The sequence below is a fragment of the Enterobacter sp. BIDMC 29 genome (assembly GCF_019378755.1).
In the GTDB taxonomy this organism is placed as follows: Bacteria; Pseudomonadota; Gammaproteobacteria; order Enterobacterales; family Enterobacteriaceae; genus Enterobacter; species Enterobacter ludwigii.
This window is the reverse complement of sequence record NZ_CP080000.1, coordinates 2,448,666-2,465,324: the sequence shown is the minus strand read 5'-3', so window position 1 is coordinate 2,465,324 and position 16,659 is coordinate 2,448,666. Positions and strand designations below refer to the sequence as shown.

General features: G+C 54.7%; 19 protein-coding genes. 12 read left to right on the top strand and 7 right to left on the bottom strand.

Going from position 1 to position 16,659, the window contains the following annotated elements; genetic code table 11:
- Positions 1–211: 211 nt before the first annotated feature.
- From hisJ to hisP, 4 genes are all read left to right on the top strand, one after another.
- The gene (gene hisJ / locus JTA15_RS11025; RefSeq protein ID WP_020883126.1) at positions 212–994 is read left to right on the top strand and encodes a histidine ABC transporter substrate-binding protein HisJ; all 783 of its coding nucleotides are present in this window, start codon (positions 212–214) and stop codon (positions 992–994) included.
- Between the two features lie 88 nt (positions 995–1,082).
- The gene (locus JTA15_RS11020; RefSeq protein ID WP_020883127.1) at positions 1,083–1,769 is read left to right on the top strand and encodes a histidine ABC transporter permease HisQ; all 687 of its coding nucleotides are present in this window, start codon (positions 1,083–1,085) and stop codon (positions 1,767–1,769) included.
- Positions 1,766–2,482 carry an ABC transporter permease gene (locus JTA15_RS11015; RefSeq protein WP_008502590.1) on the top strand — a complete coding sequence of 239 codons (717 nt, stop codon included), beginning with the start codon at positions 1,766–1,768 and terminating at the stop codon, positions 2,480–2,482. The genes JTA15_RS11020 and JTA15_RS11015 overlap by 4 nt, the downstream gene beginning before the upstream one ends.
- Before the next feature lie 8 nt (positions 2,483–2,490).
- Positions 2,491–3,264 (top strand): histidine ABC transporter ATP-binding protein HisP, encoded by a 774-nt coding sequence (hisP, locus tag JTA15_RS11010; RefSeq protein WP_020883129.1) that lies wholly within the window; start codon positions 2,491–2,493, stop codon positions 3,262–3,264.
- Between the two features lie 47 nt (positions 3,265–3,311).
- Here the strand turns inward: hisP and JTA15_RS11005 are convergent, their stop codons facing one another.
- From JTA15_RS11005 to yfcG, 4 genes are all read right to left on the bottom strand, one after another.
- Entirely contained in the window at positions 3,312–3,821 is a 510-nt protein-coding gene (locus JTA15_RS11005) for a GNAT family N-acetyltransferase (protein ID WP_032678617.1), read from the bottom strand.
- Positions 3,822–3,862: 41 nt separating this feature from the next.
- Entirely contained in the window at positions 3,863–4,756 is an 894-nt protein-coding gene (locus JTA15_RS11000; RefSeq protein ID WP_014171021.1) for a TIGR01777 family oxidoreductase, read from the bottom strand.
- Positions 4,757–4,769: 13 nt separating this feature from the next.
- Positions 4,770–5,138, bottom strand: coding sequence for a dihydroneopterin triphosphate 2'-epimerase (gene folX, locus JTA15_RS10995; protein ID WP_020883131.1), 369 nt, complete (start codon positions 5,136–5,138; stop codon positions 4,770–4,772).
- A gap of 74 nt (positions 5,139–5,212) precedes the next feature.
- Positions 5,213–5,842, bottom strand: coding sequence for a GSH-dependent disulfide bond oxidoreductase (gene yfcG, locus JTA15_RS10990; protein ID WP_121339218.1), 630 nt, complete (start codon positions 5,840–5,842; stop codon positions 5,213–5,215).
- A gap of 140 nt (positions 5,843–5,982) precedes the next feature.
- On the opposite strand from yfcG, the gene yfcF reads away from it, so the two are divergent.
- Genes yfcF through yfcD form a run of 3 tightly spaced genes read left to right on the top strand, consistent with a single transcriptional unit; the run spans position 5,983 to position 7,843 of the window.
- Positions 5,983–6,627, top strand: coding sequence for a glutathione transferase (gene yfcF, locus JTA15_RS10985; protein ID WP_032681959.1), 645 nt, complete (start codon positions 5,983–5,985; stop codon positions 6,625–6,627).
- Positions 6,628–6,681: 54 nt separating this feature from the next.
- Positions 6,682–7,233 carry a phosphodiesterase gene (gene yfcE / locus JTA15_RS10980; protein WP_014171017.1) on the top strand — a complete coding sequence of 184 codons (552 nt, stop codon included), beginning with the start codon at positions 6,682–6,684 and terminating at the stop codon, positions 7,231–7,233.
- 55 nt (positions 7,234–7,288) lie between these two features.
- On the top strand, positions 7,289–7,843 hold the full coding sequence (gene yfcD / locus JTA15_RS10975; protein ID WP_014171016.1) for an NUDIX hydrolase YfcD: 555 nt from the start codon (positions 7,289–7,291) through the stop codon (positions 7,841–7,843).
- Positions 7,844–7,846: 3 nt separating this feature from the next.
- Here the strand turns inward: yfcD and JTA15_RS10970 are convergent, their stop codons facing one another.
- Positions 7,847–8,866 carry a LacI family DNA-binding transcriptional regulator gene (locus JTA15_RS10970; protein ID WP_014171015.1) on the bottom strand — a complete coding sequence of 340 codons (1,020 nt, stop codon included), beginning with the start codon at positions 8,864–8,866 and terminating at the stop codon, positions 7,847–7,849.
- A gap of 238 nt (positions 8,867–9,104) precedes the next feature.
- Here JTA15_RS10970 and JTA15_RS10965 point away from each other — a divergent pair, with 238 nt between their 5' ends.
- From JTA15_RS10965 to JTA15_RS10945, 5 genes are all read left to right on the top strand, one after another.
- Complete coding sequence (locus JTA15_RS10965) at positions 9,105–9,548, top strand: PTS sugar transporter subunit IIA (protein WP_025203579.1); 444 nt, start codon at positions 9,105–9,107, stop codon at positions 9,546–9,548.
- A gap of 79 nt (positions 9,549–9,627) precedes the next feature.
- The gene (locus tag JTA15_RS10960; RefSeq protein WP_014171013.1) at positions 9,628–9,900 is read left to right on the top strand and encodes a PTS sugar transporter subunit IIB; all 273 of its coding nucleotides are present in this window, start codon (positions 9,628–9,630) and stop codon (positions 9,898–9,900) included.
- 21 nt (positions 9,901–9,921) lie between these two features.
- Positions 9,922–11,313: a PTS ascorbate transporter subunit IIC gene (locus JTA15_RS10955; protein WP_020883137.1), complete on the top strand. Its 1,392-nt coding sequence runs from the start codon at positions 9,922–9,924 to the stop codon at positions 11,311–11,313.
- Positions 11,310–12,140, top strand: a complete 831-nt coding sequence (locus JTA15_RS10950; protein ID WP_014171011.1) for a transketolase — start codon at positions 11,310–11,312, stop codon at positions 12,138–12,140. Before JTA15_RS10955 ends, JTA15_RS10950 begins: the two co-directional genes overlap by 4 nt.
- A complete protein-coding gene (locus JTA15_RS10945; RefSeq protein WP_219373220.1) occupies positions 12,133–13,086 on the top strand; it encodes a transketolase family protein in 954 nt (317 codons plus the stop codon). Before JTA15_RS10950 ends, JTA15_RS10945 begins: the two co-directional genes overlap by 8 nt.
- A gap of 44 nt (positions 13,087–13,130) precedes the next feature.
- Here JTA15_RS10945 and pta read toward each other — a convergent pair whose 3' ends face one another.
- Positions 13,131–15,272: a phosphate acetyltransferase gene (gene pta / locus JTA15_RS10940; protein ID WP_014171009.1), complete on the bottom strand. Its 2,142-nt coding sequence runs from the start codon at positions 15,270–15,272 to the stop codon at positions 13,131–13,133.
- Positions 15,273–15,348: 76 nt separating this feature from the next.
- Positions 15,349–16,551, bottom strand: coding sequence for an acetate kinase (ackA, locus tag JTA15_RS10935; protein WP_219373219.1), 1,203 nt, complete (start codon positions 16,549–16,551; stop codon positions 15,349–15,351).
- Positions 16,552–16,659 lie beyond the last annotated feature (108 nt).

The following is a 16,659-nucleotide window of genomic DNA, read 5'->3' as shown; positions in this document are numbered from 1 at the left end:
CACTGCGGAGGTGCATTGTCGGGCGGGATGATCCAATATGGTGCAATTAATGCACTGTATTGGATCGCTGTGTGCATACTTACGCATTTATAATGCAAAAAATCCCGGCTCAAAGGCATTATTCTTTGCCTGACGGAGGGGATTGATGGCACATTAGCACCACCCCGTCGTCGTAAAAATCCCGTATGTAGACAGTTTGTTGAGGACAGATATGAAAAAACTAGTATTGTCACTTTCTCTGGTGCTGGCCTTTTCCAGCGCCACCGCGGCATTCGCAGCAATTCCGCAGAAAATTCGAATTGGTACCGATCCTACCTATGCACCGTTCGAATCGAAGAATTCGAAAGGTGAATTGGTTGGTTTTGACATCGATCTGGCCAACGAACTGTGCAAACGCATCAAAGCGCAGTGTACCTACGTTGAGAACCCACTGGATGCGCTGATCCCGTCGCTGAAAGCGAAAAAAATCGACGTGATTATGTCCTCGCTCTCCATCACTGAAAAACGCCAGCAGGAGATTGCTTTCACGGACAAACTCTACGCGGCAGATTCACGTCTGGTTGTCGCCAAATCTTCTGACATTCAGCCTACTCTCGAGTCGCTGAAAGGCAAACGCGTGGGCGTGCTGCAGGGGACCACTCAGGAAACCTACGGTAACGAACACTGGGCACCGAAAGGGATTGAAATCGTCTCTTATCAGGGCCAGGAAAATATCTACGCTGACCTGACGGCAGGCCGCATTGACGCGGCGTTCCAGGATGAAGTTGCGGCGAGCGAAGGCTTCCTGAAGCAGCCGGTCGGCAAAGACTATAAGTTTGGCGGTCCATCCATCAAGGATGTGAAGTTGTTTGGTGTAGGCACCGGTATGGGCCTGCGCAAGGAAGACAACGAACTGCGTGAAGCGCTGAACAAAGCGTTTGCCGAAATGCGCGCTGACGGCACGTACGAGAAAATTGCGAAAAAATACTTCGATTTCAATGTTTACGGCGGCTAATCGCCCCGTCAAATAACGTGCAGCCCCTCCCACTGTTGGAGGGGAAAAGACACGGTTCCACCACTCACGATACGACAGGGCTCGCGGTATGCTGTACGGATTTTCTGGCGTTATTTTACAGGGCGCGCTTGTCACCCTTGAGCTGGCTCTCAGCTCCGTGGTGCTGGCGGTGCTGATAGGTCTGGCGGGCGCGGGGGCGAAGCTTTCGGCTAACAAGCCGCTGGCGCTGATTTTTGAAGGCTATACGACGCTGATTCGCGGTGTTCCCGATCTGGTGCTGATGCTTCTGATCTTTTACGGTCTGCAGATTGCGCTTAACAGCGTAACGGACGCAATGGGTATGGGACAAATCGATATCGACCCGATGGTGGCCGGTATTATTACGCTCGGTTTTATCTACGGGGCCTACTTCACCGAAACCTTCCGCGGCGCGTATATGGCTGTGCCGAAAGGCCACATTGAAGCGGCAACCGCATTCGGTTTCACCTCCTCACAGACGTTTCGTCGAATCATGTTCCCGGCCATGATGCGCTATGCGCTTCCAGGTATCGGTAACAACTGGCAGGTTATTCTTAAGGCAACCGCGCTGGTCTCTCTGCTTGGCCTGGAAGATGTGGTGAAAGCGACCCAGCTTGCCGGCAAAAGCACCTGGGAGCCGTTCTACTTTGCGGTGGTATGTGGCGTAATCTATCTGGTCTTTACGACCGCCTCCAATGGTGTGCTGCTTCTGCTCGAACGTCGCTACTCCGTGGGTGTGAAGAGGGCTGATCTGTGATTGAGATTATTCAGGAATACTGGAAATCGCTGCTGTGGACAGATGGCTATCGCTTCACCGGCGTCGCCATTACGCTCTGGCTTCTGATCTCCTCCGTGGTGATGGGCGGCATTCTGGCGGTATTTCTCGCCATTGGTCGTGTGTCGAACAATAAATTTATCCAGTTCCCAATCTGGCTGTTTACCTATGTGTTTCGCGGTACGCCGCTGTACGTGCAACTGCTGGTGTTTTATTCGGGGATGTACACGCTTGAGATCGTAAAAGGCACTGAAATGCTCAATGCGTTCTTCCGCAGCGGTCTGAACTGTACGGTGCTGGCATTGACGCTCAATACCTGCGCCTATACCACCGAGATTTTCGCAGGGGCGATTCGCTCTGTCCCGTACGGTGAAATTGAAGCGGCGCGTGCGTACGGCTTCTCCTCCGTGAAGCTTTACCGTTGCATCATTCTGCCGTCGGCGCTGCGTATTGCGTTACCGGCGTACAGTAACGAAGTGATTCTGATGCTGCACTCCACGGCGCTGGCCTTTACCGCCACGGTGCCGGACTTACTGAAGATTGCCCGGGATATTAACTCGGCAACCTATCAGCCGTTTACCGCATTCGGTATTGCGGCGGTGCTTTATTTGATAATTTCATACGTCCTGATTAGCCTGTTCCGTAAGGCAGAAAAACGCTGGTTGCAGCATATAAAACCTTCTTCGACGCACTGAGAATGATGATGGCTGAGAACAAATTAAACGTTATTGATCTGCACAAACGCTACGGCGAACATGAAGTGCTGAAAGGGGTGTCGCTGCAGGCAAACGCGGGCGATGTCATCAGTATTATCGGCTCATCCGGCTCCGGTAAAAGTACTTTCCTGCGCTGCATTAACTTCCTCGAAAAACCGAGCGAAGGCTCAATTGTGGTGAGCGGGCAGAACATCAATCTGGTGCGTGACAAAGACGGCCAGCTGAAGGTGGCGGATAAAAATCAGCTACGTCTGTTGCGTACGCGCCTGACGATGGTTTTCCAGCACTTTAATCTCTGGAGCCATATGACGGTGCTGGAGAACGTAATGGAAGCGCCAATCCAGGTGCTGGGTCTCAGCAAACAGGACGCCCGCGACCGTGCGGTGAAATACCTGGCGAAAGTGGGTATTGATGAGCGCCAGCAGATGAAGTATCCGGTACATCTGTCCGGCGGGCAGCAGCAGCGTGTATCCATTGCCCGCGCGCTGGCGATGGAGCCGGAAGTCTTGCTGTTCGACGAACCGACTTCCGCGCTGGACCCGGAACTCGTTGGCGAAGTGCTGCGCATCATGCAGAAGCTGGCCGAAGAGGGCAAAACGATGGTGGTGGTGACGCACGAGATGGGCTTTGCCCGGAACGTTTCTAACCACGTCATCTTCCTGCATCAGGGTAAAATCGAAGAGCAGGGGCATCCCGATGAGGTGTTAGCGAACCCGCAAAGCCCGCGTCTGCAGCAGTTCCTGAAGGGGTCTTTGAAGTAGGTTTAGCCTTTCCCCTGTCCCTGTGGGAGAGGGCCGGAGTGTGGGCATCAAACCGCACCACACTCCAGTCGATACACCCAGTCGTCATACCGCACACCGTTAATCTCATACGCTTTTTCCAGCACCTGCGTGCGCACAAAACCCGCTTTCTCCAGTACCCGGACTGACCCGCCGTTGTCTGCCAGCACATATGCGTTAATCGCCTTTACGCCCGTCTGGTTAAATGCGTAGTCACACACCGCGCGCAGTGCCTCACTGGCGATGCCCTGGCCCTGCGCGGCAGGCACGACCGTATAGCCGATATCCGCCTCTTCACGATTTTCAGCGCTGATTTGCAGGCCGATATCGCCCAGCGGGGTCTCTTCATCGCGTAAGCGGATAACGAACACATGCGCTGCCGTCAGACGTGCGGCAAACAGGCGTCGGGTCTCTTTTTCCGGGGCGATAGCGGCCATATACTGCATGATGGCGCGATCCTCGCGCAGGGCACGGAAAAAAGGCCAGTCAGTGGGTTCGAAGGGCGTGAGGTGGAGCCGGGGAGTGGTAATGGTTGCCATAGATATGCCATTTCGTCGGAACATGGCATATCACTGTAACATTATCTCACCACATCCCCCAGCGCCTCTTCTAAGTCATACCAGCGGAACGCAAACCCGGCCGCTTCCAGCCGTTTTGGCAGGGCCCGTTGCCCGCCTAACACAAGCACGGACGCTTCACCCATCATCAGGCGGATCACCGTAGCAGGCACGCGCAAAATCGCCGGGCGATGCAGGGCATGTCCGAGAGCATGGGCAAACTGTTCATTTCGCACCGGGTAGGGCGCAACCATATTAAACGGCCCGCGCAGATCGTTATCCAGCAGCCAGAGAATACCGTTGACCATATCGTCGATATGGATCCACGCCAGATACTGACGGCCATTGCCGATTGGCCCGCCAAGACCGAGCCTGAAAGGGGGGAGCATCTTCGCCAGAATGCCGCCTTTTGGGGCAAGGACCACACCGGTGCGGAGCAGGCAGACGCGGGTATGATCGCTTTGCGCAGCACAGGCGATACGCTCCCACTGGGCGCAAAGTTTATGGGTAAACTCGTTGTGGGGCGGCTCTTCTTCCGTTACCACCACCTCGCCGAGATCGCCGTAATACCCTACGGCGGAACCCGAAATGAGAACCGACGGCGGGGTATGACTGTTACGGATAAGCTCAACCAGCTTCTCGGTAAGGGTCCACCGGCTGCTGCACAGGAGCTGTTTTTGCTCTTCCGTCCAGCGCTTATCGGCGATCGGTTCGCCTGCCAGGTTGATGACGGCGTCAAATCCGTCCAGATTCTGCTGCTCGGCCAGATTTCTCCAGATGTCGATACCTGCGCCCAGTACCTGGCGCGCTTTCTCTGGACTGCGCGTCACCACGGTAATGTCGTGATGCAACGCCTGCAGACGCGCAATGAGATGGCGACCAATCAGGCCGGTACCGCCGGTCAGCAAAATCTTCATACAACCTCCAGGGTTACGCCTGGCGTTGCCAGCTTAACGTCATCGAGACGGAATCGGCGTAACGCAGGGCGTGAAGTTTATCGATCTCTACTTCAGCATAAGTGACCCAGTGATGATCGCGTGCGATGTCGAGCACATCCTGAGTTAATTTTTCCAGTAAAGAGAAGCGGTTGTTTTCCACGTACTGGATGATTTTTTTGGTTATCGTGCGGTAGTTCAGCGCATCATTAATATCTTCGCTGGCCCGCGCTTTCTCAGCCGGGTAGTGGATAACCACATTAATCACGATATCCTGACGGTTGGCGATCTCTTCCTCTTTGATTCCGATGAAGGTGCGTAGGCGTAAATTTTTTATACGAATAATAGCGTCATGCTGCGACATTGCAGGTCTTCTCCGTGTCAGAATTTCCTTCACATAATACATGAGAGCCTCTCCGGCACACACCAGCCACCGGCTTAAATTTGCTGGATTTTTTGCATGGCGCGTTCGGTGGCCGGACGCGTGCGGATTCGTTCAAACCAGTTGTTCACCGCCGGGTAAGACGCCAGGTCAATGCGGTGCTTTTCATGGGTATTCACCCAGGGCCAGCAGGCAATGTCGGCGATGCTGTAATGATCCCCACCGAGCCACGGTGCTTTCTCCAGCCGACGGTTCAGAACGCCGTATAACCGCTGGGTTTCCACCTGATAGCGTTCGATAGCATAAGGAATCGGCTGTGGTGCGTAGGCGGTAAAATGGTGGTTTTGTCCGAGCATCGGCCCCAGACCGCTCGTCTGCCAGAAAAGCCACTGCAGCGTGTGGTGACGCTCGCGCAGCTCTACGCTCAGCAATTTGCCAGTCTTCTCTGCCAGATAGAGCAATATTTCTCCGGATTCAAACAGGCTCAACGGCTTGCCCCCATCGGCAGGATGGTTATCAATAATGGCCGGGATTTTATTGTTTGGCGATATAGCCAGAAAGAGAGGACTGAACTGATCGCCTTTGCTGATATCCACGCGAATGATCCTGTAATCCAGTTCGGCTTCCTCAAGAAAGAGGGTTATCTTATGGCCGTTCGGGGTAGGGGCATAATAAAGGTCGATCATTCTCAACTCCTGTCAGTGAAAATAGTGACGCCATGAAAAATGAGTATAGGTGGTTGTTGTAAATCGTGAGTTTTCATCAAGTGACAGCGAGGCAAAGAGATTATATGTTGAATGAAAACCGATCAGCCGATGAGGATGTTATGAACCAGCCCGTAATCACGTTATGGTCCGATGCAGATTTCTTTTCTCCCTATGTTCTGAGCGCGTATGTGGCGCTGGCCGAAAAAGGACTGTCATTTACGCTAAAGACGGTGGATCTGGGCGGCGGTGAACATCTGAAACCCCAGTGGCAGGGCTACGCCCTGACCCGTCGCGTACCGGTGCTGGACATTGATGGCTTCGCGCTGAGTGAATCGTCGGCGATCGATGAGTATCTGGAAGATCGGTTCGCACCACCTGAGTGGGAGCGCATCTACCCTCACGATCTGCAAAAACGTGCCCGCGCACGTCAGATCCAGGCGTGGCTGCGCAGCGATCTGGTGCCGATTCGCGTGGAACGCTCCACGGATGTGGTGTTTGCCGGGGTGAAAAAACCGGCGCTGAGTAAAGACGGTGCGGCCAGTGCCCAAAAACTGATCGATACCGCGACTTCTCTGCTGGCTCATGGTAATCCGAATTTATTCGGCGAGTGGTGTATTGCCGATACCGATCTGGCGCTGATGCTGAACCGTCTGATCCTCAATGGGGATGAGGTGCCTCAGCTGCTGGTGGATTATGCTGCGTTTCAGTGGCAGCGCGCCTCAGTGCAGCGCTATGTGGCACTCTCCGCTAAGCGGGCGGGCTGATATAGCCTGACGCTTCAGGTATGATAGGGCAGTCTGATTTCCAGGGAGTGACTGATGAAACTGATGTTTGCGTCTGATATCCATGGTTCGCTGCCCGCGACCGAGCGTGTTCTTTCTCTGTTTGCTCAAAGCGGGGCGCAATGGCTGGTGATTCTGGGGGATGTGTTAAATCATGGTCCGCGCAATGCGCTGCCGGAAGGCTATGCACCGGCGCAGGTAGCGGAAAAACTCAACCAGTATGCTTCGCGCATTATCGCCGTTCGCGGTAACTGCGACAGTGAAGTGGACCAGATGCTGCTGGATTTTCCCATCACTGCCCCCTGGCAACAGGTGCTGATGGAAAATAGCCGTCTGTTCCTGACCCATGGTCATCTTTTTAGCCCGGAAAATCTCCCGGCACTGGCGGCTGGCGATGTCCTGGTTTACGGTCATACTCATATTCCGGTGGCAGAAAAACGCGGCGAGATGTATCACTTTAACCCCGGTTCGGTCAGCATACCGAAAGGTGGAAATCCAGCAAGCTATGGCATGCTCGATGAGAATACGTTAAGCGTAATCGCACTTAATGATCAGCAAGTTATTGCGCAAATAGCGATTAATCCGTAAGTTACACCTCAACTGCAAACGCGCCGAAAGAGCGCTTAGACGAGAAGGTTTCCCGATGGTGGAGCAGAGTCATTTGGCAAGTACAGAGTGGGTTGACATTGTCAACGAAGAGAATGAAGTGATCGCGCAGGCCAGCCGCGAACAAATGCGCGCGGAGCGTCTGCGTCACCGTGCGACATACATCGTTGTGCATGACGGGATGGGCAAAATTCTGGTCCAGCGCCGCACGGACACCAAAGATTTTCTCCCTGGTATGCTGGATGCAACTGCAGGCGGCGTTGTTCAGGCGGATGAAGTTCTGCTGGACTCCGCGCGTCGTGAAGCGGAAGAAGAGTTAGGGATTGCCGGCGTGCCGTTTGCCGAGCATGGTCAGTTCTATTTCGAGGACGAGCATTGCCGCGTCTGGGGCGGGCTGTTTAGCTGCGTTTCCCATGGCCCGTTCGCCCTGCAGGAAGAAGAAGTGAGCGAAGTGAACTGGATGACGCCGGAAGAAATTACCGCGCGTTGCGACGAGTTCACCCCGGATTCGTTAAAAGCGCTGGCGCTGTGGATGACCCGCAACGCTAAAAACGAATCCACGAAAGCGGAAAAAGAGGAAGAGGCGGAGTAAGCCTCAACAACTCTCCCGCAGACACAGGCTGGACGCGATAGGTTTATGATCGCGCCAGTCTCCATCATTCAGACGTTCCAGTAACGCGCGTCCCGCTTCAATCCCAATCTTACGATGTGGCACAGCCATGGTCGTCAGCGGTGGCTGACAGACCCGGCTGACGTCGCTATCGCCAAAACCCACCACGGCCAGATCGTCCGGTACTTTTATACGCCGACGCTGGCATTCATAAAGTGCCCCGCAGGCCAGTTCATCCGACACGCACACCAGTGCATCCAGCTCCGGCCACGCCAGCAGGAACTCCGGCAGTTGCGCCGCACCCGTGGAAAAACTCGGTGGCATGGCGGCGTTAATCACCCGGTTTGGTGACATATGGTGGCGAAGCATCGCTTTGTACCAGCCCTGTAAATGCTGCTGGAAAATCCACTGCTCCTGGTTAGCGCACAGCAGGCCAATATTCTGGTAGCCGCGCTTAATAACCATCTCCGTCAGTTCGTACATCGCCGCGACGTTATCAATCCCGATATTCATATCAATAGGATCGGCGCGCATGGCCCCCATTTCCATGACCGGAATGGACGCGTTTTTCAGCCAGTGGCGGACAGTATCGGAGTGTTCAACGCTGAGCAAAATCGCAGCGGCAATGTTCGAGGCAAGCAGCGTCTCCAGCAATTTTTCTTCCTGCTCGAGTCGATGCTGTGATTCGGCCAGCATGATCTGGTAGCCGGCAGGCTGCAGCACCTGCTGAAGCCCGGCGAACATCTCCGAGCAACCGGATTCGGAGAGATTAGGAACGACCATCGCAATCGTCCATGACGATGCCGAGGCCAGCGCGCTGGCAGCGAGATTAGGCATGTAACCCAATTCCTGTACAGCGGCTTCTATTTTTTCTCGCAGTTTATCGGAAACCTGTTCAGGCGTGCGGAGTGCACGGGACACGGTCATCGTGCCCACCCCGGCAAGCTGTGCGACATCGGCGAGTGTCACTTTACCGGTACTGCGCCGTTTTCGGGTTAGAGACATACACCTTCCTGCTGACCAGACGCGTTTTTATTATCATCCTTCGTTTCACGTGAAACGCAGTATACGCCTTAAATCCCTTTTTTTGCTGTGAATTCACACCATGATTACAATTTGATAGCGCTATCACACTTCTGAATGTTAGCGATTGGTAGCGCTATCTTTGTGATCCCGATCGCAGTCAACATGGGATGTGTTGAATAAAGTTTGCTCATCTTTTGCATTGTGGCGGGACGGAGAAATGCTGAAAAAGTGGATATATGATACAACCATCACGCTGCAGGAGAGCGTGGAAAGCTGGCCGCAAGCGCTGGAAATATGCGCGAAACCGTTGCTGGATCTGCAGGTGATTGGCCCGGAATACGTGACGGCCATCATTGAGCAGCATCATGCATTAGGACCTTATTATGTGCTGGCACCAGGGCTGGCCATGCCGCATGCGCGGCCGGAAGAGGGGGCCAAAGGATTAGGCCTCTCATTATTAAAACTGAAAAAGGGAGTCTCTTTTGGTGCCGGCGAGTTCGATCCCGTGGATGTTATTATTATGCTCGCGGCGCCGGATAAACACAGTCACATCGACATGATCTCTGCCCTCGCTGAATTATTTTCCAGTGACGACGATATGGCTGAATTGCATCAGGCGAATACCCTGGAGGACATTAAAACGATTATTGACCGCTTCTGATTTAATTCTCTCATCCGATTTATCACAACATTACGCTTAGCGTGATGGGGCGTGCTCTACTCAAAAAAAGGGGACAACAATGAAAATTATGGCTATTTGCGGTTCAGGCCTGGGCAGTAGTTTTATGGTCGAAATGAATATTAAAAAGGTGCTCAAGAAGCTGGCCATTGACGCCGACGTTGAACACTCCGATCTCTCCTCGGCAACGCCGGGTGCCGCCGATCTTTTCGTGATGGCGAAAGACATTGCCGCCAGCGCCAGCGTGCCGGAAAGCCAGCTGGTGGTGATCAACAACATCATTGATATCAACGAACTCGAAGCGCAGCTCCGCGCCTGGTTCGACAGACAATAATCCTGATAAGGCGAGGTGGATATGTTTATCCTTGAAACGCTGAATTTCGTTGTTGATATATTAAAAGTCCCGTCGGTGCTGGTGGGCTTAATAGCCTTAATTGGCCTGGTCGCTCAAAAAAAATCTTTTTCTGATGTGGTGAAAGGGACCATTAAAACCATACTCGGTTTTATTGTGCTTGGCGGCGGGGCCACGGTGCTGGTTGGGTCATTAAACCCGTTAGGCGGAATGTTTGAACACGCCTTTAATATTCAGGGCATTATTCCCAATAACGAGGCAATTGTTTCCATTGCGCTGGAGAAATACGGTGCCTCTACCGCGCTGATTATGGCATTCGGTATGGTGGCAAATATCATTGTCGCCCGCTTTACGCGTCTGAAGTATATCTTTCTGACCGGGCATCACACCTTCTACATGGCATGCATGATTGGGGTCATCCTCACCGTGGCGGGCTTTGAGGGCGTTGGTCTGGTCTTTACCGGGTCGCTGATCCTCGGTCTGGTGATGGCCTTCTTCCCGGCGCTGGCGCAGCGTTACATGAAGCGCATTACCGGCAACGATGACATCGCTTTTGGTCACTTCGGTACCCTGGGCTATGTTCTCTCCGGCTGGATTGGCAGCAAGTTCGGCAAAGGCTCTCGCTCGACTGAAGAGATGAACCTGCCGAAGAACCTGAGCTTCCTGCGCGACAGCTCTATCTCCATCTCGCTGACCATGATGATCATCTACCTGATCATGGCGGTGAGCGCCGGGCGTGACTACGTTGAGGCGACCTTTAGCGGCGGTCAGAACTACCTGGTCTATGCCATCATCATGGCCATCACGTTCGCCGCGGGGGTGTTCATCATCCTGCAGGGTGTGCGCCTGATTCTGGCGGAAATCGTCCCGGCCTTTACCGGCTTTTCTGAAAAACTGGTGCCGAATGCACGTCCGGCTCTGGACTGCCCGGTTGTCTATCCGTATGCGCCAAATGCGGTGCTGATTGGCTTCCTGTTCAGCTTCCTTGGCGGGCTGGTGGGGCTGTTTATCTGTGGGCAATTCAGCTGGGTGCTGATTCTGCCTGGTGTGGTGCCGCACTTCTTCACCGGCGCCACCGCGGGCGTGTTTGGTAACGCCACCGGGGGGCGTCGTGGAGCGATGATTGGTGCGTTTGCCAACGGCCTGCTGATCACCTTCCTGCCGGTTCTGCTGCTGCCTGTGCTGGGGGCAATTGGATTTGCCAATACCACGTTCTCAGACGCTGACTTTGGCGCTGTCGGGATCGTGCTGGGTAACCTGGCGCGCTTCCTGTCGCCGCTTGCCATCACTGGCCTTGTTGTGGCGTTGTTCGCACTGCTGGTGGCGTACAACGTGTTCGCTAAAAACAAATCTGCGGGCGATAACGCGCAGGAAAACACCGGAGCCAAATCATGAATGAGAATGAGATAACCCATCTGGCGCGTCAGATCCGCCTTGAAACGCTGAAAATGCTGACCCAGCTGGGCTTTGGTCACTACGGCGGCAGTATGTCGGTTGTTGAAACCCTGGCCGTGTTGTACGGCGCAGTGATGAAAATTGACCCGGCCGACCCGGACTGGCCAGAGCGTGACTACTTTGTCTTGTCAAAAGGACATGCTGGTCCCGCGCTGTACAGCACCCTGGCGATCAAAGGCTACTTCCCGATGGAAGAACTTAGCACGCTGAACCAGAACGGTACGCGTCTGCCGAGCCATCCGGACCGGCTAAAAACGCGCGGGGTGGATGCCACCACCGGCTCGCTGGGGCAGGGGATTTCCATCGCCGGTGGAATGGCGCTGTCGCATAAGCTGGCGGGACGCCCCAACCGGGTTTTCTGTATCGTCGGCGACGGCGAGCTGAACGAAGGGCAGTGCTGGGAAGCGTTCCAGTTTATTGCACACCATCGCCTGAATAACCTGACGGTATTCGTTGACTGGAACAAACAACAGCTTGATGGCGAACTCGACGACATTATCTGTGCGTTCGATCTGGAAGGAAAATTCCGTGCCTTCGGGTTTGACGTGGTGACGGTGAAAGGAGATGACATTCCGGCACTGCTGGAGGTGACATCGCTGGTTCCGGCGGCGGATGCTCGCCCGCTGGTGGTGATCCTCGACAGTATCAAAGGGCAGGGCGTGCCGTATCTGGAGCAACTGAGTAACTCGCACCATCTGCGATTAACCGCCGAGAGCAAGGCGGCCCTCAACGAGACGATTCGCCAACTGGAGGCTTCACATGATTAAGGTTGCACCTGCAGGTCAGAAAGACGTCGTTGAGATGCGTAAAGTCTACGCGGGGTTTGTGGCACAGCAGATTGAAGCCGGGAGCGACATTATCGCCCTCGAGGCGGATCTGATGAGTTCAATGGCGATGGATGGCGTGGCGCGTGATTATCCGCAGCATGTGATTAACTGCGGCATCATGGAAGCTAACGTTATGGGGACGGCGGCGGGGCTGTCGCTGACCGGACGCAAGCCGTTCGTGCATACCTTTACCGCCTTCGCCAGCCGTCGCTGTTTCGACCAGCTGTTTATGTCCCTGGACTACCAGCGTAACAATGTGAAGGTCATTGCCTCAGATGCCGGCGTGACGGCCTGTCATAACGGCGGCACGCATATGTCGTTTGAAGATATGGGCATCGTGCGGGGGCTGGCCCATTCGGTGGTGCTGGAAGTGACGGATGCGGTGATGTTTGAAGATGTACTGCGCCAGCTTATTAACCTCGACGGTTTCTACTGGGTGCGTACCATCCGTAAGCAGGCCCCGAGCGTGTATGCGCCGGGTTCGACATTTACGCTTGGCAAGGGCAACGTACTGCGCGAAGGCAGTGACATCACCCTGATTGCCAACGGCATTATGGTGGCGGAAGCGCTTGAAGCGGCGCGTCAGCTCGAACAGGAGGGCGTCAGCGCCGCGGTGATCGACATGTTTACCCTTAAGCCGATTGACCGGATGCTGGTGAAAAACTACGCCGAGAAAACCGGACGTATCGTGACCTGCGAAAACCACAGCATTCATAACGGGCTGGGATCGGCAGTGGCGGAAGTGCTGGTGGAAACCTGTCCGGTGCCGATGCGTCGGGTGGGCGTGAAGGAGCGTTACGGCCAGGTGGGGACACAGGACTTCCTGCAGAAGGAGTATGGCCTGACGGCACACGACATTGTGTCGGCGGCGAGGGAGTTGTTGTAAATAAAAAAGGCGACCTTCGGGTCGCCTTTTTAGTCAGTAACGTATTACTGCTGTTGTGAAGACTGGATCGCGGTCAGAGCGATGGTGTAGACGATATCGTCAACCAGCGCGCCACGGGACAGGTCGTTCACAGGTTTGCGCATACCCTGCAGCATTGGCCCGATGGAGATCAGGTCTGCAGAACGCTGTACCGCTTTGTAGGTGGTGTTACCGGTGTTCAGATCCGGGAAGATGAACACGGTAGCGCGACCCGCAACCGGTGAGTTCGGTGCTTTGGATTTCGCAACGTCAGCCATAACCGCGGCATCATACTGCAGCGGACCGTCGATCATCAGATCAGGACGTTTTTCCTGTGCCAGACGCGTCGCTTCACGGACTTTCTCTACATCGCTACCTGCACCAGAAGTACCGGTAGAGTAGGAGAGCATTGCCACGCGAGGTTCAATACCGAAGGCAATCGCGGAATCGGCAGACTGAATAGCGATCTCAGCCAGCTGCTCTGCAGTTGGATCCGGGTTGATCGCACAGTCACCGTAAACGTAAACCTGTTCAGGCAGCAGCATGAAGAACACGGAAGACACCAGAGAACTGCCTGGCGCCGTTTTAATCAGCTGCAGCGGTGGACGGATGGTGTTCGCCGTGGTGTGAACCGCACCGGAAACCAGACCGTCAACTTCGTCCTGCTCCAGCATCAGCGTGCCCAGCACAACGTTGTCTTCAAGCTGCTCACGCGCTACGGCTTCGGTCATGCCCTTGCTCTTACGCAGTTCAACCAGACGTGCAACGTAGCTTTCGCGAACCACTTCCGGGTCGACGATTTCAATGCCTGCACCCAGCTCAACGCCCTGAGAGGCAGCAACGCGGTTAATTTCATCCGGGTTACCCAGCAGCACACAGGTCGCGATGCCGCGCTCTGCACAGATGGCAGCCGCTTTAACGGTACGTGGTTCGTCGCCTTCTGGCAGAACAACACGTTTGCCCGCTTTACGCGCCAGCTCGGTCAGCTGGTAACGGAAGGCCGGAGGAGACAGACGACGGCTGCGCTCGGAGGTCGCCGTCAGGGATTCAATCCAGTCTGCGTTGATGTAGCCCGCAACGTATTCCTGCACTTTCTCGATACGCTCATGGTCATCAACCGGCACTTCCAGGTTGAAGCTCTGCAGGCTCAGAGAGGTCTGCCAGGTGTTGGTGTTCACCATAAAGACTGGCAGGCCAGTGGCGAACGCACGTTCGCACAGCTTGCTTACGCGTGGATCCATCTCGTAAGCACCGGTCAGCAGAATGGCACCGATTTCCACACCGTTCATCGCGGCCAGGCACGCAGCAACCAGCACGTCAGGACGGTCAGCGGAGGTCACGAGCAGGGAGCCTGCGCGGAAGTGTTCCAGCATGTGCGGAATGCTACGCGCACAGAAGGTCACAGACTTCACGCGGCGGGTGTTGATGTCGCCTTCGTTAATCACGGTAGCGTTCAGGTGACGCGCCATGTCGATTGCACGGGTAGCAATCAGGTCGAAGCTCCATGGCACCACGCCCAGTACTGGCAGCGGGCTGGAATCCTGCAGAGTCGCAGGATCAACTTTAACCACTTTCGCTTTAGAAGAGTCATCGAAGATTTCGGACAGGTCAGGACGGGTACGACCTTGTTCATCAACCGGTGCGTTCAGTTTGTTAACGATAACGCCGGTGATGTTGGTATTTTTCGCGCCGCCGAAGCTGCTGCGGGTCAGTTCGATACGCTCTTTCAGCTGTTCCTGGTTATCGGTACCCTGGGACATGACGAACACGATTTCTGCATTCAGCGTTTTCGCGATTTCGAAGTTCAGAGACTGAGCGAACTGGTGTTTGCGGGTCGGGACCAGGCCTTCAACCAGCACCACTTCCGCGTCTTGCGTGTTAGCGTGATAGTTGGCGATGATCTCTTCCATCAGCACGTCTTTCTGGTTGCTGGACAGCAGAGATTCAACGTGGCTCATCTTCAGCGGTTCAGCCGCTGGCAGATTGGAGTTCTTACGCACGATGGTGGTGGTCTGGTCTGGCGCATCGCCACCGGCACGAGGCTGGGCGATAGGCTTAAAGACGCTCAAACGAACGCCTTTGCGTTCCATAGCACGGATAACGCCAAGGCTGACGCTGGTCAGACCGACGCTGGTTCCGGTAGGGATCAGCATAATAGTACGGGACACGGTTTATCCTCTTTCGTTACCGCCGACAGGGGGCGGGCTACAAAACAGCACCGCCAGCATTGCTGGCGGTGTGGAATCAGGCAGTCAGGCGGTGCGCGTCTTGCGCGATGACCAGCTCTTCGTTAGTTGGGATAACGATAGCCGGACGGGTGCCTTCTTTGTTGATGAAGCCAGACTTGCCGAAGCGGGCTGCCAGGTTACGCTCGTGGTCAACTTCGAAGCCCAGAACACCCAGTTTACCCAGGGACAGTTCACGAACCATTGCCGCGTTCTCACCGATACCACCGGTGAAGATAACCGCGTCCAGACGACCGTCCATCAGCGCAGTGTAAGAGCCGATGTACTTCGCCAGACGGTGGCAGTAAACGTCCATTGCACGTTTAGCGTCTGCTTTTTCTGCGTAGTTGTCTTCAACATAACGGCAGTCGCTGGTGACTTCGGTCAGACCCAGCAGGCCAGACTCTTTGGTCAGCATTTTGTTGATCTGATCAACGCTCATGCCCAGGGTGTCGTGCAGGTGGAAGATGATCGCCGGGTCGATGTCACCGGAACGGGTACCCATCACCAGACCTTCCAGCGGGGTCAGACCCATGGATGTATCAACACATTTACCGTTGCGGATAGCAGAAACAGAACCACCGTTGCCCAGGTGGCAGGTGATGATGTTAACTTCGTCAACCGGCTTGTTCAGCACTTTAGCGGCTTCCTGAGTCACATAGAAGTGGCTGGTGCCGTGCGCGCCGTAGCGACGAACGCCGTGCTCTTTGTAGAGGCTGTACGGCAGGGCATAGAGGTAAGATTCTTCCGGCATGGTCTGGTGGAACGCAGTGTCGAACACAGCCACGTTTTTGTCTTTCAGCTGCGGGAAGGATTTCAGCGCTTCAGCGATACCGATCAGGTGAGCTGGGTTGTGCAGCGGTGCGAAAGAGGCAGAGTCTTTAATGCCCTGAATAACCGTTTCGTCGATAACGACGGAACGGGTGTATTTTTCGCCGCCGTGGACGATACGGTGACCAATCGCAGTCAGCTGAGCAGACAGTTCTGGTTTTTGTGCCAGAATAGTGTTAACGATAAAGTTCAGCGCTTCACTGTGAGCGGCGCCTGCACCTAAAGCCGCTTCCTGTTTGCTGCCGTCCATCTTCCACTTGATACGTGCTTCAGGCAGATGGAAACATTCGGCCAAACCAGAGAGGTATTCGTCACCGTTGAGCGCATCGATGATGGCGAATTTCAGTGAGGAGCTACCGCAGTTCAGAACCAGTACTAACTTACTCGACATGGAAGTACCTATTATTGATACGTGGCTAAAAAAACGTCAGGGAGTCTAAAAGCGTAACGCATAATGACTCAGACATTTATGATTAACATCATGCCAAACGAACATTGT

Excerpts from the sequence above, each read along its gene's own strand:
- hisJ (WP_020883126.1), top strand. The coding sequence starts at position 212 with ATGAAAAAACTAGTATTGTCACTTTCTCTGGTGCTGGCCTTTTCCAGC.
- JTA15_RS11020 (WP_020883127.1), top strand. The coding sequence starts at position 1,083 with ATGCTGTACGGATTTTCTGGCGTTATTTTACAGGGCGCGCTTGTCACC.
- hisP (WP_020883129.1), top strand. The coding sequence starts at position 2,491 with ATGGCTGAGAACAAATTAAACGTTATTGATCTGCACAAACGCTACGGC.
- JTA15_RS11005 (WP_032678617.1), bottom strand. The coding sequence starts at position 3,821 with ATGGCAACCATTACCACTCCCCGGCTCCACCTCACGCCCTTCGAACCC.
- JTA15_RS11000 (WP_014171021.1), bottom strand. The coding sequence starts at position 4,756 with ATGAAGATTTTGCTGACCGGCGGTACCGGCCTGATTGGTCGCCATCTC.
- folX (WP_020883131.1), bottom strand. The coding sequence starts at position 5,138 with ATGTCGCAGCATGACGCTATTATTCGTATAAAAAATTTACGCCTACGC.
- yfcG (WP_121339218.1), bottom strand. The coding sequence starts at position 5,842 with ATGATCGACCTTTATTATGCCCCTACCCCGAACGGCCATAAGATAACC.
- yfcF (WP_032681959.1), top strand. The coding sequence starts at position 5,983 with ATGAACCAGCCCGTAATCACGTTATGGTCCGATGCAGATTTCTTTTCT.
- yfcE (WP_014171017.1), top strand. The coding sequence starts at position 6,682 with ATGAAACTGATGTTTGCGTCTGATATCCATGGTTCGCTGCCCGCGACC.
- yfcD (WP_014171016.1), top strand. The coding sequence starts at position 7,289 with ATGGTGGAGCAGAGTCATTTGGCAAGTACAGAGTGGGTTGACATTGTC.
- JTA15_RS10970 (WP_014171015.1), bottom strand. The coding sequence starts at position 8,866 with ATGTCTCTAACCCGAAAACGGCGCAGTACCGGTAAAGTGACACTCGCC.
- JTA15_RS10965 (WP_025203579.1), top strand. The coding sequence starts at position 9,105 with ATGCTGAAAAAGTGGATATATGATACAACCATCACGCTGCAGGAGAGC.
- JTA15_RS10960 (WP_014171013.1), top strand. The coding sequence starts at position 9,628 with ATGAAAATTATGGCTATTTGCGGTTCAGGCCTGGGCAGTAGTTTTATG.
- JTA15_RS10955 (WP_020883137.1), top strand. The coding sequence starts at position 9,922 with ATGTTTATCCTTGAAACGCTGAATTTCGTTGTTGATATATTAAAAGTC.
- JTA15_RS10950 (WP_014171011.1), top strand. The coding sequence starts at position 11,310 with ATGAATGAGAATGAGATAACCCATCTGGCGCGTCAGATCCGCCTTGAA.
- JTA15_RS10945 (WP_219373220.1), top strand. The coding sequence starts at position 12,133 with ATGATTAAGGTTGCACCTGCAGGTCAGAAAGACGTCGTTGAGATGCGT.
- ackA (WP_219373219.1), bottom strand. The coding sequence starts at position 16,551 with ATGTCGAGTAAGTTAGTACTGGTTCTGAACTGCGGTAGCTCCTCACTG.